At 41.1% G+C, this 20803-nt stretch carries 18 protein-coding genes; 2 read left to right on the top strand and 16 right to left on the bottom strand.

The genetic code is table 11. The features are described 5' to 3' along the window. Positions 1 to 357: 357 nt before the first annotated feature. From lysS to pth, 12 genes are all read right to left on the bottom strand, one after another. Positions 358 to 1863, bottom strand: coding sequence for a lysine--tRNA ligase (gene lysS / locus ED605_RS13820; protein ID WP_121979477.1), 1506 nt, complete (start codon positions 1861 to 1863; stop codon positions 358 to 360). Positions 1864 to 1919: 56 nt separating this feature from the next. Beyond that, on the bottom strand, positions 1920 to 2927 hold the full coding sequence (dusB, locus tag ED605_RS13815) for a tRNA dihydrouridine synthase DusB (protein ID WP_121979476.1): 1008 nt from the start codon (positions 2925 to 2927) through the stop codon (positions 1920 to 1922). A gap of 201 nt (positions 2928 to 3128) precedes the next feature. Next, entirely contained in the window at positions 3129 to 4031 is a 903-nt protein-coding gene (hslO, locus tag ED605_RS13810) for an Hsp33 family molecular chaperone HslO (protein ID WP_121979475.1), read from the bottom strand. A 77-nt stretch (positions 4032 to 4108) separates the two neighbouring features. After that, positions 4109 to 6253 carry an ATP-dependent zinc metalloprotease FtsH gene (gene ftsH, locus ED605_RS13805; RefSeq protein ID WP_121979474.1) on the bottom strand — a complete coding sequence of 715 codons (2145 nt, stop codon included), beginning with the start codon at positions 6251 to 6253 and terminating at the stop codon, positions 4109 to 4111. 70 nt (positions 6254 to 6323) lie between these two features. Next, positions 6324 to 6866 (bottom strand): hypoxanthine phosphoribosyltransferase, encoded by a 543-nt coding sequence (gene hpt / locus ED605_RS13800; protein WP_121979473.1) that lies wholly within the window; start codon positions 6864 to 6866, stop codon positions 6324 to 6326. Continuing rightward, a complete protein-coding gene (gene tilS / locus ED605_RS13795) occupies positions 6859 to 8268 on the bottom strand; it encodes a tRNA lysidine(34) synthetase TilS (protein WP_503100504.1) in 1410 nt (469 codons plus the stop codon). Before tilS ends, hpt begins: the two co-directional genes overlap by 8 nt. Before the next feature lie 116 nt (positions 8269 to 8384). Next, complete coding sequence (locus ED605_RS13790) at positions 8385 to 8900, bottom strand: S1 domain-containing RNA-binding protein (RefSeq protein ID WP_121979471.1); 516 nt, start codon at positions 8898 to 8900, stop codon at positions 8385 to 8387. A 298-nt stretch (positions 8901 to 9198) separates the two neighbouring features. Further along, positions 9199 to 9609 carry an FtsB family cell division protein gene (locus ED605_RS13785; RefSeq protein WP_121979470.1) on the bottom strand — a complete coding sequence of 137 codons (411 nt, stop codon included), beginning with the start codon at positions 9607 to 9609 and terminating at the stop codon, positions 9199 to 9201. A 95-nt stretch (positions 9610 to 9704) separates the two neighbouring features. Beyond that, positions 9705 to 9977, bottom strand: coding sequence for an RNA-binding S4 domain-containing protein (locus tag ED605_RS13780; protein WP_121979469.1), 273 nt, complete (start codon positions 9975 to 9977; stop codon positions 9705 to 9707). A gap of 25 nt (positions 9978 to 10002) precedes the next feature. Further along, positions 10003 to 11574, bottom strand: coding sequence for a polysaccharide biosynthesis protein (locus ED605_RS13775; protein ID WP_121979468.1), 1572 nt, complete (start codon positions 11572 to 11574; stop codon positions 10003 to 10005). Further along, entirely contained in the window at positions 11564 to 15097 is a 3534-nt protein-coding gene (gene mfd / locus ED605_RS13770; protein WP_121979467.1) for a transcription-repair coupling factor, read from the bottom strand. The genes ED605_RS13775 and mfd overlap by 11 nt, the downstream gene beginning before the upstream one ends. Positions 15098 to 15114: 17 nt before the next feature. Continuing rightward, positions 15115 to 15675 (bottom strand): aminoacyl-tRNA hydrolase, encoded by a 561-nt coding sequence (pth, locus tag ED605_RS13765; RefSeq protein WP_121979466.1) that lies wholly within the window; start codon positions 15673 to 15675, stop codon positions 15115 to 15117. 331 nt (positions 15676 to 16006) lie between these two features. Here pth and ED605_RS13760 point away from each other — a divergent pair, with 331 nt between their 5' ends. Together ED605_RS13760 and cbpA are read left to right on the top strand one after the other, a co-directional pair. Next, the gene (locus tag ED605_RS13760; RefSeq protein WP_121979465.1) at positions 16007 to 16963 is read left to right on the top strand and encodes an L-lactate dehydrogenase; all 957 of its coding nucleotides are present in this window, start codon (positions 16007 to 16009) and stop codon (positions 16961 to 16963) included. A 223-nt stretch (positions 16964 to 17186) separates the two neighbouring features. Continuing rightward, complete coding sequence (cbpA, locus tag ED605_RS13755; RefSeq protein WP_121979464.1) at positions 17187 to 17831, top strand: cyclic di-AMP binding protein CbpA; 645 nt, start codon at positions 17187 to 17189, stop codon at positions 17829 to 17831. A 62-nt stretch (positions 17832 to 17893) separates the two neighbouring features. On the opposite strand, the gene ED605_RS13750 is transcribed toward cbpA, so the two are convergent. The 4 genes from ED605_RS13750 to ED605_RS13735 all read right to left on the bottom strand — a co-directional run bounded on the left by ED605_RS13750 (position 17894) and on the right by ED605_RS13735 (position 20795). After that, on the bottom strand, positions 17894 to 19375 hold the full coding sequence (locus ED605_RS13750) for an MFS transporter (RefSeq protein ID WP_121979463.1): 1482 nt from the start codon (positions 19373 to 19375) through the stop codon (positions 17894 to 17896). A 20-nt stretch (positions 19376 to 19395) separates the two neighbouring features. Further along, positions 19396 to 19782, bottom strand: coding sequence for an HsmA family protein (locus tag ED605_RS13745; protein ID WP_121979462.1), 387 nt, complete (start codon positions 19780 to 19782; stop codon positions 19396 to 19398). Positions 19783 to 20112: 330 nt separating this feature from the next. Then, positions 20113 to 20490, bottom strand: coding sequence for a type II toxin-antitoxin system PemK/MazF family toxin (locus tag ED605_RS13740; protein ID WP_121979461.1), 378 nt, complete (start codon positions 20488 to 20490; stop codon positions 20113 to 20115). A 20-nt stretch (positions 20491 to 20510) separates the two neighbouring features. Next, positions 20511 to 20795, bottom strand: coding sequence for an antitoxin (locus ED605_RS13735; RefSeq protein WP_121979460.1), 285 nt, complete (start codon positions 20793 to 20795; stop codon positions 20511 to 20513). Positions 20796 to 20803: the final 8 nt, after the last annotated feature.

Genomic DNA, 20803 nt, shown 5'->3' with positions numbered 1-20803 from the left:
GCTCAATCAGTGTCAACTACTTTTTTAACTACCGAAGCGGCAGTGGCAATCGCAACCGATCACTCTCTGAAACAGCATAAATAAATATACCCGATAAACCGCAATTCGTCAAGCGATAATCTCAAAAAATATTGAGTCTAAGTTAAAATCACTATTTTTTCACACAACATAATCAATTTAAAACATAGAAAAGTCGAACAAACAGATTTATAATCGAAAATCTCGTTCGGATTAAAAGTGGTATATACGCTCAAAACGCCAAATTCAACTAATTGAAATTCGGATTAATCATCAATACTAAAAAAGCTCCAATAAACTTGTAAAAACAAGTTCATTAAAGCTTTAATCAAAATATCACTAATCTTTTTCAGAATTATCTTCCGGTCTCATCGTTGGGAAAAGAAGAACATCCCTAATTGACGGTGCATCCGTCAGAAGCATTACTAAGCGATCAATTCCAATGCCAAGACCACCCGTTGGCGGCATGCCATATTCGAGGGCCTCAATATAATCTTCGTCAATCCCCTCAGCTTCTTCGTTACCTTCCTGACGTTCCTTAACCTGAGCTTCAAATCGTTGACGCTGATCAATTGGATCATTCAGTTCAGTAAAGGCATTGGCAAACTCATTTGTTAAAATATAAAGTTCAAACCGGTCTGTAAACCGTGGATCCTTTGCGTTTTTCTTTGCCAGTGGTGAAATTTCAACTGGGTGACCATAAATAAAGGTTGGCTGTTCCAGTTTAGGTTGAACCAGCTCTTCAAAGAAAGCATTGATAATATGTCCCGTTTTCCACCAGGGTTCATAATGAATGTGATGTTCATCCGCTAATTTCTTGGCGTCTTCGTCACTCATTGGTTTCCAAAAATCAATCCCTGTGTATTCTTTAATCGCATCAACCATATGCTGGCGCTTAAATGGCTTATCAAGGTCAATAGTCTGGCCTTGATAGGTAATGATACCATCCTCAGTAACCGTCTTGGCAGCGGCTTTAAAGATACCTTCAGTTTCATCCATCACATCATGGAAGTCATAATAGGCGACATATGATTCAAGCATTGTAAATTCAGGATTATGGCGGGTATCCATTCCTTCATTTCGGAAAACTCGTCCAATTTCATAAACCCGTTCCATTCCACCAACAATCAACCGTTTCAAGTGAAGTTCCAATGCGATTCGAAGGTAAAGATCAATATTCAGTGCATTGTGATGGGTAACAAACGGACGGGCGTTGGCACCACCTGCCTGATTATGAAGCACTGGCGTTTCAACTTCCAAATAATCATGTGAATCCAAGTAACTTCGAATTGCTGTAATAATGTGGCTACGCTTATGGAACCGGTCAAAACTATCCTGATTAGAGATTAAGTCAAGATAACGTTGGCGATACTTTTGTTCTTTATCTTGAAGCCCATGCCATTTATCCGGTAACGGCCGAAGCGCCTTTGAAAGAAAAGTGACAGATTCTGCTCGAACCGTTAGCTCTCCCATATCCGTTTTAATGATTTGACCGGAAATTCCTAAATGGTCACCAATATCTGATCGTTTGAAGATATGATAAACTTCATCGCCAACAATATCTTTTCGAACATAAATTTGAATTTTACCGGTTCGGTCTTTTAAATCAGCAAAACCAACTTTACCTTTTCCTCGTTTTGCAATCATTCGACCAGCAATCGTAACCTTTTTATCCATTTCCATCAAATCATCTTTGTCGGTACTATCAAACTCTTCGTGAAGCTGCGCAGCTAAATATGTACGCTCGAACCGATGCCCAAAAGGGTCAATTCCTTCACTCCGTAATTCGTTCATTTTTTGCCGACGAACAATCATTTGATCATTCATTTCTTTATCTTTGGCCAATGTCAAACCTCCTACGATAATAAACTATTAATAATGATACCACAAAACAACTTTCATTATTGGGCCATTTGTTGTCGAATCGCTTGTCGTTTCGCATTTTTTTCCAAAAATTGGTCAAAAATGTCATCCATTGCCTGCTCACCGTCGGCATTTACCAACGCAACTTTAGTTCTTGCAGAATGCGGAATCCCTTTAAGGTAATAGCCGGCCTGACCACGAAATTCACGTGAGCCCACATGCTCACCCTTCAGCTCAACTAATCGGTGGAGATGCTCCTTTGCCGTCGCAATTTTCTTTTCAGGGGTAGGTTCCGGCAATAAGTCACCAGTGGCCAAATAATGCTCAACCTGTTTTAAAATCCAAGGATTGCCTTCAACTGCCCGACCCATCATAACCGCATCAGCGCCAACTTCTCCTAACATTCGTTTAGCGTCCTGCGGTGTTTTGACGTCGCCATTTCCCATGAATGGAATATGAAGCTGACTAGCCACTTCTTTGAGAATGCCCCAATCAGCATGCCCCATGTACATCTGTTTACGGGTTCGGCCGTGCATTGCAAGTGCAGCAGCGCCGGCTTTTTCAGCAGCTAGTGCATTTTCAACAGCATAAATATGATCCTCATCCCAGCCAGTTCTCATTTTAACTGTTACCGGCTTTTTAACAGCATCTGTCACGTATGAAACCATCTCATAAACCTTCTTGGGATCCAATAGCCAACGAGCTCCCGCATCAGTTTTAACCACCTTGTTAACGGGGCAACCCATGTTGATATCGATAATGTCTGCCGCCGTATGCTGATCCACAAATTTGGCTGCCTGAACCAGTGTCTCTTTCGTACCACCAAAAATTTGAATACTCATTGGATGTTCTCTTGGGTCAACAAACATCATATCAAGCGTTTTTTTATTTTTGTACATAATGCCACGGTCTGAAATCATTTCGCAGACTACTAAACCGGCACCAAATTCTTTACAAATGATTCGAAAAGCCGAGTTAGTGACACCGGCCATTGGTGCAACGACTACTTGGTTGGGAATTGTAATATCACCAATTTTCCATTCCATAAAATTCACCTCAAAATTTAATTTTATTTTCCATCAAAGTCCGATTGCTATATTATCACATCTCAAAATAAATGAGTAGCTTTGTTCATTAAGTGTTTAGCCACAGAAATTAAGCACCACCCGATATCATTAGATATGTTAGTGGCCAATTACTCATCTACTTTATCCAGGCTTGCTAACCAGTTATGCCATCGAAACCGGTTAATTAGCACCGGCCTTCTTTTGCTTGGCAATTTCAATAATTGCTTTTAATTCATCTTCGCTATATCGATATTTGGATTGACAGAAGTTACAGGTGACACTGACGCCGTGATCCTCTTTCAGCATAGTTTCCAGCTGGCTAACAGAAATGCCGGCCAAGTCATGGGCAAATTTTTGCTTTGAACAATTGCAATAAAATTCCACTGGCATTTTATCTAAGAAATGTAGATTTCCCTTGCCAAAAATAAGCTCCAACATCGCTTCAGGTGTCTGGTGATCCAGTAAAAGTTCTGAAATCATTGGAATTTCTTTTAATCGCTGAACAACATGATTAATGGCATCATCACTAGCTCCCGGCATCGTTTGAATCAAATAGCCCCCGGCCGCACCAATTGAATTATCATCATTAACAAACACAGAAACTCCAACCGCCGAAGGAATCTGCTCAGACTGAGCTAAATAAAACGTGAAATCATCACCAATTTCCCCGGAAGCTAACGGGACACTGCTGGTATAGGGGTCTTCATTTGCTGAAGTTCGAGTAACCTCTAAAAAGCCGTCGACACCCACTGCCTTACCGACATCAATTTTATGCTTGCTGTTTAAAGGTAAATGAACATGGGGATTTTGAATATACCCTTTTACATGACCTTTTGAATCACTATCGACGACAATCCCACCAACTGGTCCCTGGCCGTTAACCTTGACGGTAATCGCTTCACCACTTTTATCAACTGAGGCTGCTAACATCACTGAACCAATCAATGTGCGCCCCAAGGCTGCCGATGAGGCACTCCAAGTGTCATGATCCTTCTGTGCAGTTGCAACTGTCTTCTTTGCATCAACTGCATAGGCTCGAAACATCCCGTCGGTCGTCGTTGCTTTTACTAAATAATCATTCATTTATAATCTCTCCGTCCATAAACAAAAACGAGTTTAGCAGAGGCTTAGCCACTCTAAACTCATTTTTATTAAATCTTCTAGTCACTATCATCGTGATGATCATTCTGATGAGATTGATCATTATCTGAATTCGAACTATCTTTTGAAACATCATCAGGCTTCTTCGCATCTTCATTTGAAGTTGTTGAATCATCATGCTGATCAGTATTTTGACCATTCTGATGTTGCTTCTCAAGTTGTGCCTGACGTTCGGCTTCCTTACGTTCCAATTCACGTTTAGCTTCTTCAAAAGTAGCTGCCCGCTCACTTGGAAATTCATTAGTCTTTGAACTTTCAGGCATCTTGCCAGTATTCCACAAAGAAAGAATTTGCTTCTCATCAAGTGTTTCGTACTTCAAAAGAGCCTGAGCGATCAACTTATGCTTATCACGATGCGCTTCAATAATTTTTTTAGCTGTTTCATGAGCTTCATTGGTTATCCGGCGAACTTCTTCGTCAACAGCCGCAGCCGTCTCTTGAGAATAACGAGGCCCATAAGTATCTTGGGCTGGATTCTCCAGTTGCACATTGCCAAGCCGCTCACTCATCCCGTATTGTGTAACCATTGCCCGAGCAATGTTAGTTGCCTGTTCAAAGTCATTCGAGGCACCAGATGATTGTGAGTTAAAGACAATTTCTTCGGCAGCACGACCACCCATTAAGCCAGCAATCTGTTCCATCGCATCCCGCTTAGACATCAGCTGTTGATCTTCACGTGGGAGCATAATTGCATAACCGCCGGCACGACCACGCGGCACAATCGTTACCTTATGAACAACTCTGGCATCATTTAGAACCAGCCCAACAACTGTATGACCGGCTTCATGATAGGCCACGGTTTCCCGTTCCTCTTTAGAGATAACCCGATTGCGCTTAGCAGGCCCGGCAATTACCCGATCTTCGGCTTCGTCGATATCACTGGCGTCAATCTTAGTCTTATTACGACGAGCAGCCAATAAGGCAGCTTCGTTTAACAAGTTAGCCAGATCAGCACCAACGAAACCAGGCGTTTGCTTAGCAATCTCGTGAAGGTCGACGTCGTTAGCAAATGGCTTGTTCTTTGAATGAACTTTTAGGATTGCTTCACGACCATTAATATCTGGCCGGCCAACCAAAATCTTTCGATCAAATCGGCCTGGTCGGGTTAAGGCAGGATCCAAGACATCGGCCCGGTTAGTTGCCGCAATGACAATCACACCTTCATTGCCACTAAATCCGTCCATTTCAACCAATAACTGGTTCAATGTCTGTTCACGTTCATCGTGGCCACCGCCCATACCGGCACCACGACGACGCCCAACCGCATCAATTTCATCGATAAAGATAATAGCCGGTGCAGCTTTTTTAGCCTGATCAAACAAATCACGAACTCGGCTGGCACCAACACCAACAAACATTTCAACGAAATCAGAACCGGAGATGGAGTAGAATGGGACACCTGCTTCACCGGCAACCGCTTTCGCCAGCAATGTTTTACCAGTACCCGGAGGTCCCTCTAACAAAACACCATGTGGAATGGTAGCGCCTAAAGTCGTGAACTTACGTGGATCTTTCAAGAACTCAACCACTTCGACAAGTTCCTGTTTTTCCTCTTCTTCACCGGCAACATCTGAGAAGCGCACCTTATTTTGCTTACTGTCGGCCGGTTTGGCTTTGGATTTGCCAAAGTTCATCACTCTGCCATTTCCGCCACCTTGACCACCGGCACGACCCATCATCATGTAAAAGAACCAGACAAATAATAATAGCGGCAAAACGTAAACTAATAAGTTTACCCAAAAGCCACTTGACTCTTCAGGCTTTGCGTTCATCTTAATATTATTAGATTGCGCAGCCTTGGTGATTTCAGCAATTGAGGAGTTATTCTCAAGAACGGTTGTCGTGAACTTGGTGACATTTTTGTCCTGGCTTTGGTTACCACCAACTAGGAAGCCGGTAGAAACTTTAGCCTTTTGACCTTGTCGATATTCACCGGTTACTTTATAAACCCCGCCTGAAGGCTGAATTGAAAAGCTTTTTACCTTGTCATTCTTTAAGTCCTTTACAAATTGACTTGACTGGACTTCCTGGGATTGTGTGTTGCTACTACTCCCATTGAAGAAGTAGATAACCCCCATTACAAGTAAGAATATGACAATGTAAAATAGACTATTTTTAAAAAGCCCATTTTTATTTGAGTTCATCAACGTCCTCCTCAAAAAAATTATTCATGTTGATAGTCAAAATACTACCACAATTGACTATTTTTGACCATTAATTGTTCGTATAAATCTCAGGTTTCAAAACACCAATATAAGGTAAATTACGATACTTTTCATCATAATCGAGCCCATAACCTACCACAAATTCATTTGGCACTTCAAAACCAATGAAGTCGGAATTCGCTTCAACTTGCCTACCAGCAGGTTTATCAAGCAATGTGCACACTTTAATGGAACTTGCTCCCCGCTGGTTAAGCTTATCCGTTAGAAACTTCAACGTCCGTCCAGTATCAACTATGTCTTCAACAATCAACACATCCCGACCGCTGACGTCCGTCGAAATATCCGTTACCATTTCGACCGTGCCAGAGGATTGAGTCGTGCCATGGTAACTCGAAACATCAATAAAGTCAATTTCCATATAAGTATCGGCCTGACGCACAATATCCGACATGAAAAAAGTGGCACCTTTCAATACCCCGATGACAACCGGCACCTTATGGGCATAGACTTGCTGAATCTGCTTCCCAAGCCTTTTACAAGCTTCGTCAATTTGCTCAGTACTATAAAGAACTTTTAAGATGTCGTTATTCATTATTAATTCCTTTTCTTTCTGAAGTTGATTGCGTCCTTTGCTCGACTAAGTAAACTCTCTTTCCCTGCTTAGTAGGTAAAAAAGCACTTTTAAGGCCAAGAACCGCCAGTATGTCGCCATCGTCCGTCACTAAAAGCTGGGTCTTTAATCGCTGTTCGCTGGGCAATTTTGCATTAATCATCAGCCGATTTACCTTTTGGTGGCCACCATTTTTTAATCTCAGTCGATCGCCGGGGTGCCAATAGCGAACAGACAAGGGAAATTGTTGTTCAAGCAAAATTAACGGCGTCACTTGATAATGATCGGCAACCACTTTCGATGTGAAAACACCAAACTTAGATCCGTTAGATAGCGAATACCATCGGTCTAATATTACCATAAATCGACTGCCAATTTTAGACTTTATAATAGGTTTGTCGACTTTTTTTTCAATTATTAACTGTTGATAACGTTTAATGACTTGCCAGTGATTGGGAAAATTAAGTTTTCCTTGAGGTTTTTGAGCGTTTGCCAACAAATGTTGAAGTTGGGCTAATTGATTTAACCCAATATTGTCAATTTTCAGCCAATGTTCAAGCAGATACCGAATCAGATTTAGTTGCACTTGATTTGAATAACCAATTAATTTTGATAAATCTGCCACCAGTCGCTGATCTGCCGTAAAAGAAACCACGACTTTATCGGCAATCGGTGCCAATAATTCATGGTTAACGGTGATCATCGACTTCAATTGTTGCGAATAATTGATAAAATGATCAAGCATCTTGGGGTTCTCTGCCTTGAGCTTCGGTAATATCTGATGTCGAAATCGATTCCGTTGAATTGCTAAATCCTGATTAGTTTCATCTTCAAACCAGCGTAGTTGGTTAGTGCTGGCAAACTGCCGCAAATCGTTTTTACTGAAAGTTAAAAGTGGCCGGATAAGTTGACCAAATGACGTCTGCCGAACTTCATCGATTCCAATCAATGAGTCAAGCTGACCACCTCTAACCAACTTCATCAACATGGTTTCGGCTAAATCATCTCCATGATGTGCCGTCAGCAAAATCGTTGACTGGTTGGCTTTTAAAACTTCTCGAAAAAATTGGTAGCGAAAGTGCCGGGCTGCCGCTTCAATTCCGTGTCGCGGGTGATCTTTTGGCTGCCAACTCTTTTTCGCCAATTTTAAGTGATGGGCTCGACAATAATTTTCCAAAAAAATGGTTTCCTGGCGACTTTGATGCCGTAAACAGTGATCAACATAGGCAACAATCACTTGCGGCCGCCGCTGGGACAAGTGTTCAAGCAAAGCCAAAAGAACCATCGAATCCACTCCCGTCGAAACTGCTACTACAATCGGCTGACCGGCCTGCCACCAATCATGCTGTGCCACTATGCGATTAAATCTCTCCTGTAACTTCACCGGTTCGTTCACCTTCCAACCTTAAGAGCACCATCGCCAAACTACCAAAATAAAAAGCTAGATCAAAACTCGTTAGTCTTGCTCCAGCTTTTAGCTATTTAAAATCACTTACTTAATTAACTTCGACGGCCACCACGACCACCACGTTTTCCTTCAGTATTCTTCCGAAGGGTTGCAAGGCGATCTTCACTTTGCTTAAGGAAACCAGACATTAAGTCGTCAAAACTCTCTGGACGACTTCCTGAGTGATTCCCGTGATTATTGGAATGATTGCCTCTGGAGTGACGACCATGATTTTCATGATAGTCATGGCCGCTCTCACGATTATTGTTGTGATTATGATGTGAATATTCACCATGATTAGACTCATGACCATGGCTTTCTTCGTGACCAGCCGAATCCTTGGCTTTTCGAATTGACAAACTGATCTTATTGTTACCTTCAATTTTTAAAACTTTGACGGTAACTTCATCACCAACCTTCAAAACATCATGAATATCTTTAACAAATCCGTCAGAAACTTCGCTGATATGAACTAGACCAGTTCGATGATCACCTAAATCAATAAATGCACCAAAATTTGTAATTCCGGAAACTTTACCGTTAACTTTTTCCCCAACTTCAATTGCCATTAAAAAAAATGTTCCTCCTATTAGTTCTAAATACAATCAAGTATAGCATATATCGTTTTACAGCGGGAAAACAAATTAAAGATTAATTAACTTTATCCTAATTCGTTTCATCCCATTAACAACAGTAAACCACAATTTTACTTTGGAAGCGAGAATTTAACCGTTCTTAACCGCTAATGGCCAAATTGAGTTAACCAAAAAATAATTGCAAAAAAATCAGGATAACGACTACTCATCCCAATTTCAATCAATCTATTTATATCTACAATGCTAAGTCATCGCTAATGAAGTCGTGTCACTACTCCTCACCATTGTCAACATCTTTTGGTGCCTGGTTTGGAAAGCTGTAAACCGTCTCACCAGGTTTGGTGTAATAATAGCGATCACGAATGAGTTGCTCAACATAATCTTTATTATTTAACTGTGATACTCGAGCTGTCAAATGTTTATGACGAACCCGTTCTTTTTTAACTGTTTGTTTTTGCTTTGAAATTTGGGCATTAACAGCAGCATAATTAACCTTCGCCCGAACAATCTGAACGGCAAAAATCATCGCAAAAATCATAAAGACAGAAATAATAATGCAAGCACGCTTTTTGCGTCGACGCCGCACTGAAACAGCCGTCGCTTGGTCGGACTGAAACTCAAGCTCGCGTTGCTTTGTATAGTCATTTTCAAGTTTTCGGATTTTCTGCTGTTGTTGTGCCATGTTCAATCCCCCTGAATTAAAACACTTTCTAATGATAAATTATAACAACAAAAGCGCGTTTGTCCATACAATTCAAGGGTTCTTAATAATTTTATTTATTCATTTCGATAATCATGCTCATAATCCTCTGAAATAATTTCATACATTTTTTGAGCATCATCCTTTTTTGTCGTGTCTAACAGCGCTTTTACCAAGATTGTTAACGTTTTGTTACCAAACTTGATCACCACCTGATCATTGGTGCTAACATCTGACGATGATTTAGCCACTCGACCGTTAATCGAAATCCGGCCCTTATCCGCAATCTCTTTGGCAACCGAACGTCGTTTAATAATTCTGGAAACTTTTAGAAATTTATCGATTCTCATATTTTCACCTTATCACTTTTAATTTTTAATCAATTTTTACTAATTTAAGCAATTTACTAATCATCGGAATTGCGAACCATTCCCGAAGTGAGAAAACATGGAGCCACTGACACTCGTAAAAAAAGCTCGTCACACCAATTGGTATCCCGATCAAAACGGTCAGCAAAGCCTGCAGTCTTTTTGCTTCAATTAAAATAAACTCGTTAACCAAATCTGCACTCACTCTCACTAAACCAGCCATTATTAAGAGGACTACGACTAGCTTCAGCAGCTGAACCAAACTCATTAACTTTGCCAACTGGTTGGCCGCTAAGATTCTCATTAAACAAGCCATCGTCAGCAAGCTGGCTAATGTTGCAAGACTTGCTCCCAAGATACCAAAAGTTGCAATCAGTTGATGATTAATAATCATTTTTACAGCAACCCCTAAAAGGATCGCCATCATCGTTACCCAATAATTATTCTGAGCTTGTAGCACCAAATTATAAGACAAAATAACCGTTGTCAAGACAATACTGAAGCAGTAGACCGCAATGGTCAAATTCAGATCAGCCGTTGAGAACAGTACCTGATTAATCTCAGGCATCAAAGCAGCCAAACCCACACTCATTGCCAACGCAACAGCCAAGTTAACCCTTAGATTAGTTTGTGCCAAATGTCGAAAAGTTGTCGCCTGCTTTTTAACGTGAGCCAGAGATAAACTCGGCAAAACGGCTGTTACAGACGCTGTTGTGATCACTAAGCCCAACTGGACTAAAGTTTGGGAGCGGTCATAGATTCCCTTTATATTTTGGGCCGTTGAAAATGATAGCCCGGTGGCATGCAGCCCGGCAACGACTGAAAAGGAATCCACTAGTTGAAGCAGCAACATCACCGCTGAAACCAGACAGAGGGTGCCACCTTCAAACAAGATTCTGGCAAAAAGTCTTGAATAAACCTGATGATGACTTGATTTTGGCAAAGAGTTTCTCCGCCGAACCACAAATAGCGTCACCAACGCGCAGGCCCCGGCAATTGGTGCTGAAGTCATTGCCAGAGTGCCTATTTGATAAGGATTGGCAAAATGGTGAATCGCCCAACCGGCAGAAACTAAAATGACTGTTACCCGAATGACTTGTTCGACCACTTGTGAATAAGCCGTTGGGCGCATATCCATCTTTCCTTGAAAATAACCGCGCCACGTTGCTAAAAAGGGTCCCAGCAAAAACATCCAACTAACTGCCCGGATGACTGGTGCTAGTCGATGATCACTCATCGCAGTTGCAAGCCAACCAGCCCCAAATTGTAACATCAAAAACACGATGACTGCCATCACAGTCATCAGTCGTTGAATCCGATAGACCAGTGCCATTTGATCAGTTGGATCTCTCACATCAACAACCAGCTTGGAAATAAACAGTGGCAGACCGTTTAGTGCGATGGTCATTCCAATACCATAAATCGGATAAATTTGCTGATAGACATAAAAGCCAACGTTTCCCACCATATTTTGAAAAGGAACCCGATAAACCGCACTTAAGAATTTAGCAATAAACGACGCGATTGTTAACAAAAATGTCCCCGTTAGAACTTGTTTTCGCCGAGAATTATTTGTCATTTGAAGTTACCTTGTCATTTTGATGTTTTTTCCTGGTTTTCGCCAAAGACCGATTAAAAGCAATTATCTGATCCAGCCAGTCCTTCATGTTAGGCTGAATGGTCATGACTACCTGATATTTATGGTCAGCACTGTTCACCGTTGCTCGGAACTTGGTCTGTGCAATGGCTGCCAGCAGATCTTTGCTACTAAAAGTTTCACTTGCCTGTTTAGCAAAGGTTATCGTGACTTTTTGATTTTCTTGATGAATTTTCTCAACCATTGAATAATCCGCATACATTTTCATTTCAGTAATTTTCAATAAATTGGTAACCGGCTGACCATAATCACCGAACCGATCCAACAAATCGTCGCTGACTTCGTTTAGTTGATCCTGATTTTCGACTTGCCGGATTCGCTTATAAATTTCGATTTTTTGCTGATTATCTTGAATATAGTCGCTTGGCAGATAAGCTTCAAGATCAAGTTCAATTGTCGCATCCGTTTTAAAAGCGACGTGTTGACCACGCTTCTTTGAAACCGCATCAGACAGCATCTGCGTATACAAATCGTAACCGACTGAATCAACAAATCCTGACTGCTGTTTGCCTAAAAGATTTCCGGCACCCCGAATTGACAAATCCCGCATTGCGATCTTAAACCCAGAACCTAATTCTGTGAAATCACGAATTGCTTCCAAGCGTTTTTCACCAACTTCAGTTAACACTTTGTTGGGCTGGTACATAAAGTATGCATAAGCTACACGACTACTACGACCAATTCGGCCCCTTAGTTGATAGAGTTGTGAAAGCCCCATATGATCCGCATTTTCTACAAACAATGTATTGACATTTGGAATATCGACCCCGGTTTCAATAATTGTGGTTGTGACCAAAACATCGTATTCACCATTAATAAAATCATACAAAATGTCTTCCATCTGGTTTTCGGTCATTTGGCCGTGGATGTATGCAATGCGGGCATCCGGTACCAGCTCGCTCAATTGTTCAACCGTTTTCTCGATATCAGCAACCCGGTTGTGTAAATAAAAGACTTGCCCGCCCCGAGCCATTTCCCGTTCAATGGCTTCTTTAATGGTCCCGGCGTTTTGCTCAATCACGTAAGTTTGAATTGGGTAACGATTCGATGGGGGCGTTTCAATCACTGATAAATCCCTAACGCCCATCATCGACATATTCAACGTCCTGGGAATCGGCGTCGCGGTTAATGTTAGGACATCAACATCGGTTCGCATCTTTTTAATCCGTTCCTTATGCTTCACACCAAATCGTTGCTCTTCATCGACGATTAACAGTCCCAGATTATTAAAGACCACGTCTTTTGACAGCAATCGATGCGTTCCGACAACAACGTCCACAGTGCCTTTTTTTAGTCCCGCTAAAGTCTCGCGAATTTGAGCAGCCGTTTGAAATCGAGAAAGTACCCTGACTTCAATCGGGTAATCGCTAAAACGCTCCAACATTGTTTCATAATGCTGTTGTGCCAAAATAGTTGTCGGAACTAAAAATGCAACCTGTTTACCAACTTCAACTGCTTTAAAGGCCGCCCGTAATGCCACTTCAGTTTTACCGTATCCAACATCACCAACCAACAGCCGGTCCATAGGCTTTGCCCGTTCCATATCACGTTTAATCTCATCCGCACTGCGTAATTGGTCAGGCGTCTCAGTGTACGGGAAGCGCGCCTCAAACTCGTTTTGCAAAGTGTCATCAGGTGGATAAGCGTATCCCTTTTCAGAATCCCGCTTAGCATATAATGTTACCAAATCATCTGCAATGTCCTCAATTTTTGAAGCCACTTTGCGTTTGGTTTTCTGCCATTCACTGCCGCCCAATTTGTTGATTCTCGGTTTTTTGTCCTCAGACGACACGTACTTCTGAATCATATTAAGTTGGGTCACCGGAATAAACAGTTTAGCACTATCACGGTAAGAAATTGTCAGATAATCCTGATGTTTCCCGTTAACCTCCATGGTTTTCATGCCTTCATATCGGCCAATCCCATGATTAACGTGAACTACATAGTCACCAGGCTTAAGATCCGTGTAACTTTTAATTCGTTCAGCATTGTTAAAAGTGGTTTGTCGCGGCCGCTTTTTAACAATCGTTCCAAACATTTCTTTTTCAGTAATGACAACTAGATTAGCCATTGGTAATTCAAATCCATTTTCAAGGTTTCCATGAACCAGTTGAACTTGATGTGGCAAAATTTCCGCCATTTCCGTTTGGACTGCCGAAATATCAAAATCCGCCAAGGTTTGAGCGACCTTCTGCATCCGATTTTGATTCTGAACCATAATGACCACCGACTGTTTCATTTTTTGCCAGCGGCCAACTTCAGTTTTTAGCATCGGCATCTGTGAAAAGAACTGTTGCATCGGACGAACGGTAATTTCAACAATGTTATCAAGCCGCATCCTGCCCAATCCCTTTTGGAAAAGTGACAAAATTAAGGTTGCTCGTCGGTTTTCTTTAAAAATCTTCTTAAAATCATTTGTATAATTAGTCGACTTCAATAACTCATGATTCTTTTCCTTATCCGCCAGCCAAACCTGATCATCACTTGCCAACTGGCGGTTCGCATCCATCAGTCGAGAATAATCATCAAAAACAACAACGCCATTAGTGGGTAAGTAATTTAAAATCGAGTTGGACTGATCATAAAATGAATCGGCAAACAGCAACCGCTTAGGATCATTCAACCCGTTTTCCAGATCCATCAGTTGCGGCTCCAATGTCTGAGTCAATTTCTTAGCCGCCTGATCATCCAGTTTCTCAGCCTCATTAGCCAACTGGCGTCTTAACTTGGTAACCGCTTGTTGGCGTTGTTGATTAGTAATTAATAAATCTGTTGCTGGAAGAATTTGAATATGATCAATTGTCCGAATACTTCGTTGATTGGCAACGTTAAAAACACGCATTGAATCAACTTCTGTATCAAAGAAATCAATTCGAACCGGATCCTGATGATTTAACGGAAAAATATCCAGAATCGACCCCCGAATTGAAAAATCACCTGGGGCAGCGACTAATTTTTGAAAGTTGTAACCCATCTGATGAAGTTTCAGTTTTAACGCCTCGAGCTCGTACTCAGAGTTCATGTCAATTTTCAGCTGGGCTTGCTTAAACTGGTCGGGCGCCGGCAGCAACCGTCGTAAGCCGGAGACCGACGTGACGATAACAGCTGGCTCATCGCTAACCAGCTGATTCATCGCCAAAACCCGCTGCGCTTTATATTCTGGTGAGCTGGTTGCCAATTCAGCCGCACCCATTTCTTCAACTGGAAATTCAAAGACTTGGTTATCAGGTAATAAATTGGAAAAGTCACTCACAAGTTGGTCTGCATGAAATAACGTGTCAACCACTACAACAATTGGCCGTTGGGTATCTTTCAGCAAATTGGTAATCAAGAGAGTTCTGGCTGAACCGCCAATTCCGGTAATTAATTGTCGGTTATCAGTGGCCAAACTGGCTTCAAGCCGTTTAACCTGTGGGGTCTTCGAAAGTAATTGATCAAATTGCACAGTTTATCGTCCTTTCGTCAATTATAACGATTCTCTAATTCGGGAATTGAAACATCGGCAACCCAATCTTCCAATGCGTTGACAGCATTATCCGTTGCAATTTTAAATTCAGGAAGCTGGTCTTTTGAGAAGCGTCCTAGTACATAATTAACCACTGAATGATGCTGGTCAGGATGATCAATTCCTATCCGAATTCTTGAAAAATGTTCACTCCCCAGGCTGCTTATTAGGCTTTTAATGCCATTATGGCCCCCTGCAGATCCCTTATCTTTAATTCGAATTTTTCCGATTGGCAGGTCCATATCATCATGAACAACCATCACATCCCGAACAGCGATATTAAAATAATCCATTAATGGTTTAACCGCTAATCCAGAATCATTCATAAACGTTGTCGGCTCTACCACTAAAACTTTTTCCTGGTCGATAAAAGTGTCGCCCATTTTAGCATTCATTTTTCGAGTTTTAATCTTAATGCCATGTTTTTGAGCAAATGCTTCAACGACCATAAATCCTGTATTATGCCGAGTGCTATCATATTGAGGGCCAATGTTACCCAGACCAACAATCATCTTCATTAATTTTTCCTCACATTCCTGCAACACAAAAGGCTGAACCAAAACAGTTCAGCAGTTGTTAACATTAAATTAATCATTTTTTAAAACTTGTTGAGTAAATTATAGCATACATCCGCCCAAATGCGCGAAGTTGGCGATTATCTCAAGCCAAAAAGCTGCCTTTAATTGGCTCAGTCAGCTGGCTTACTAATTGGTCTAGATACTTACTGAGCAAGTTTATTCACCCCTTATAATGCCTTTTAACCCGCTCTAATCAAATTATTATGATTCAATTTGTGAAAATCAAAACTACCCTGTGGTATAATTAATACTGATAAAAAATGATTAGGAGATGATTGTTTTGGCTTTAAAACGTCAAAAAGTTGCATTAATCGGTGACGGTGCGGTTGGTTCTTCCTATGCATATGCAATGATGCAGCAGGGACTTGCAGAAGAATTTGTCATTGTAGATGTTATCAAAGAACGAACCGTTGGTGATGCACTTGATCTTGAAGATGCCCAAGTCTTCACTGCACCAAAGCATGTTTACTCAGGTGATTATGCTGACTGTAAAGATGCCGATTTGGCAGTCATTACTGCTGGTGCTCCCCAAAAGCCGGGTGAGACGCGACTGGATCTTGTTAACAAGAATCTAAAAATCATGCAATCAATCATTAAGCCTTTGGTTGATTCCGGCTTCAAGGGAATTATTGTCGTAGCAGCCAATCCGGTTGATATCTTAACTTACGCTGCTCAGAAATTCTCCGGATTCCCAAAGAATCGGGTCTTTGGCAGTGGTACATCATTAGATTCATCCCGTTTGAAAGTGGCACTTGGCAAAAAGCTAAATATCAGTTCACAATCAATTGATGCCTATATCTTGGGTGAACATGGTGATTCTGAATTTGCTGCTTATTCTGCTGCTCGAGTTGGCGGTGAACCATTCTTGGACGTCGCCAAGCGAGCCGGTTTATCCGATGATGATTTGGCAACCATCGAAGATCAGGTTCGCCACAAGGCTTACGAAATCATTAATCGAAAAGGAGCAACCTTCTATGGAGTTGCAACCTGCCTAATGAGAATTTCACGTGCAATTTTGCATGATGAAAATGCCATTTTACCAGTTGGGGCACCAATGGATGGCGAGTATGGTTTACACGATGTCTACATTGGCACACCAGCTGTTATTAACGGCTCTGGTATTGAAAAGGTCATTGAAGTGCCACTGAATGATAAAGAAGCAGCCGCAATGAAAGCTTCTGCTGAAACTCTCCAAAAGACTACCAAAGACGGTATGGCACAACTGTAATCAATCAGTTTATTTAAAATGAACAAATTAATCAAAAACTGGTGTGAATTGTTTTGCACCAGTTTTTGTGTACACTCACCCAATACGCGTCTTTTTTCAAAAATCACTAACAAAATGTCATTTCGATTAGTAATTAGTGAGATTTTATTATTTTTATTTGTACTGTTCGAAGTGCAGCTATGGTATCATGATCATATACAGTCCAAGTTGGAGGAATTTTAAAATGCTATTAAAAACACTTGTTAAGCCTAAGGAACGCCTGGTGACCGTTAAAGAGGACGCAACACTTGAAGAAGCCCTCCAAACGCTCGAAGATTCTGGCTACCGATGTGTCCCAATTCTTGATGAAACCGGAACAATTTTCCGCGGCAACATTTACAAAATGCATATTTATCGTCATAAATCTCGGGGCGGCGATATGTCATTACCTGTTACGACTCTTTTAAAAAATGCCACTAAATTTGTTAATGTGAATTCAGCCTTCTTCCAAGTATTCTTTTCAATTAAAGATTTACCTTATATCGCAGTTCTGGATGCCCAAAATCATTTTTATGGCATTTTAACCCACACCCGTTTACTCGATATGCTATCACAATCTTGGAACGTTAATATCGGTAGTTACGTTCTCACCGTTGTCTCCAGTGGCGAACGCGGTGATCTTGAAGAAATTGCCAAGATCATTACTAAATACACCAACATTGCCAGTGTCATTTCACTGGATGCCCAAGAGGGTGAACTTGTTCATCGAATCATGTTTACCTTACCAGCAGAAGTTGACGAAGATCGACTTAATCGAATTATTGCTGCGCTGGAACGAAAAGAATTTCGAGTGCCTGAAGTGGAGAACCTAAAAGAAGAAAACAAATAATCAATTAATTAACGCAAAAGCCGGAGCAATAATCAGTGTTGCTTCGGCTTTTTATTAACTTGTTATTCTGTCGCTTCCCGGTTCTGACGCCGACGCTTCAAATACCAACCACCCAGCATAATTATGATCGAAGCCGCAATCGCTAACCAGAACATATGCTGGTAGGCTGAAACAGCTAAACGATAGAAATTAGTCAGTAACGATTGTTTATTGACGACAGTTGAAGATAACAGATGCCGATAATAATTTTCAATTGAAGTATTGCTATTTAGCGATGTAAAACCTGCTTGGACAATTGTGGCGTAAATGGTTGGGGCAATGGTCAATCCCACTTGGCGGCTAACTGATAGCGTCCCAAGTGCGACACCATTATCTTTTTGACTAGCTGCTTCAGACATCAAGACTGATAATGGTGCTCCCATTAACATGCCAAAACCCAAGCCGGCAATTGTTGACGACACGATAAACCAAACCGTGGTTGGACTAAGAAATGCAATCAGTGCAAACCCAACAGCTGAGATTAATCCTGAAACCACCGTCGTCTTATCAGCGCCCATTTTGGTCACTAATTTACCACCAAAAGCTGCGCCAAAGATTGACCCTAACCCAATTCCGGTCATCCAGACACCACTATTATCCGCAGAAATACCATATCGCTGCTCAACAAAACTTGGAATGAACACGAAAATCGCAATTAGCATCCCAGATAATAATCCCATTAACAACGTTATGATGAAGCCTTTATTCTTCAGCAATTGATAGGGTAAGAATGGATCAATCTTAGAAGAGACCTTTCGCTCACTTCTAACAAATGCCACAAATAAACCTAGTGAAATCAGTAATAATCCCCATACTTGCGGTCGTAATAAGCTAGCTATTAAAGCACCACTTTGCAAGTTAGTGACCGCTAGCATCAAACTGAAAATTCCAAGGCTCAGAAAAACCAGTCCCTTTAGATCAAGCTCCTTTAAATCGGCGCCCTTGGTTTCTGGAATTACAAGCCAGCCGCTCACAATAATGAGGATTGCAATTGGCAAATTAATTAGAAATAACCAGTTCCAACGACCAGTCATATTTAGAATTAAGCTTCCCAGATTGGGACCAACAACTGACGCAATGCCATTAACTGCACCAAGAATACCAAGCAGCCCACCCTGTTTATTTTTTGGATAGGTTGATAAAACGTGACTGGAAGCAATAATAAAGATTCCGCCACCGCCAATGGACTGAACTAATCTCGCTGCTAAAAACAATATAAATGATGGACTCAGTGAGACCAATAACGAGCCAAGGGCGAAAGTCGCAATTTCAATTAAAAATAATTTTTTTCGACCATATTTATCTGCCAACTTGCCAATAATCGGCGTCACAATGGCCATGCCCAGTGTGTACAATGTGATGCCCCAAGTCCCTTGCACTTCATTAACATTAAATGAATAGTTAATGCTGCTTAACGCGCTTGCAATAATCCCATTATCAAGGGCTGACATGAAGACGCCTAGTGTTAAGATGACCATCGCTAATGATGCATTTTTTCGAGCCATGTTTGTTTATTGACCTCCCTTTATTGTCCCATACCGATTACCACACCAACAATGTATGGTATCAGCCAGAATAACCAAACTAGTAAACTAAAACGGTGAAAGTTTGTTTTAGCTTTTTCAGTCCCCCTGATTAAAACATAGATTGCCCAAACAAAGTGAAACGCCATTAAAAGGATTGCCGCCATCCCAGTTATTTGATGAAGTGAGAACTGACTCCCGCCAGCTTCAGCATTCGCAATTGAGGACATGATCGTTGTTCCCGTCGTATCAAAAATCAAGCCTAAGCCAAACCAAATAATGTGTCTTAGTTTAAGTGAACCAGCATGGCGTTCCGAAAAAACACCAACTGTATAGAAAATAAGTGCTAAAGTAATCGTCGTGATGGCAAGAAACAATGTGATTGTCATAAAAAATCCTCCAAAAGTTATTAAGTGACACCGTGTCATTTACTAATTGAACCTAGTTTAACACATAAATGACACCGTGTCACTAAAAAGATTTTTTAAATTAAATTAAAAAAGTTCAACCAATTCCAATGAATTAACTGAACTTCGACTTTTATATTTAAATACCCGATCTGTCATCAATTAGTAACCAGCCTTCGTCACTGGTCACCAGGTATTCTCTACTTTTGTAAAAAATACCCTTGGACTTCAGTAAGAAATCCAAATTATTCACGCTTCCTCATTTCCCCTAGTTTCATTCACTTTGAACGTCCCTATATGTATACTGATCTTTCACGCGTTTTTGGCTAACCCTAAACTAATTCGAATCGCTTTATCAACCTTGGTCATTGTCGAATTATTTAAATGGGTTACCTTATCTTTTAGTCGTTGCTTATCAATCGTTCTAATCTGCTCCAATAAGATGACCGAGTCTCTTTCGATACCATTATTAGCTGATATTCCAACATGCGTCGGCATCTTTGGTTTTGAGATTCTAGCGGTTATGGCAGCAACAATGACGGTTGGACTATAGTGGTTGCCGATGTCATTTTGAATAATTAACACCGGTCGCATACCACCCTGTTCAGAACCGACAACGGGTGATAGATCAGCGTAGAAAATGTCTCCACGTTTAAAAATAACGTCAGTCACCCTCACACCTCCCATCATCGCAACATTTAATTATTTAACTAATAAAAATTCCGTAATCTCCGCCGATACTGTGCGAGATGAGCGTCGGCATCCTCCTCACAGCAAGAAAAATCATGACTGATTTCGCGATTAAGAGTTGCCATTTCGCGATACCCCTTCATGAGTCTACTAATTAATTTAGGATCATCAAAAAAATAGTTGATTACAAGTCCAACCGCTGCATTCTCAGAGACGCCAACGGTTGTACAGAATTGAGCCAACCTCTCTGCAACTCGATCATTGATTACAACTGAAAATTGCTGTTGATTAGTCGCCTTTTCCATTGTGATAT

The sequence above is a fragment of the Lentilactobacillus raoultii genome (genome assembly GCF_900411375.1).
In the GTDB taxonomy this organism is placed as follows: Bacteria; Bacillota; Bacilli; order Lactobacillales; family Lactobacillaceae; genus Lentilactobacillus; species Lentilactobacillus raoultii.
The sequence above is the reverse complement of the archived record's forward strand: the minus strand, read 5'-3'. Positions and strand labels throughout refer to the sequence as shown.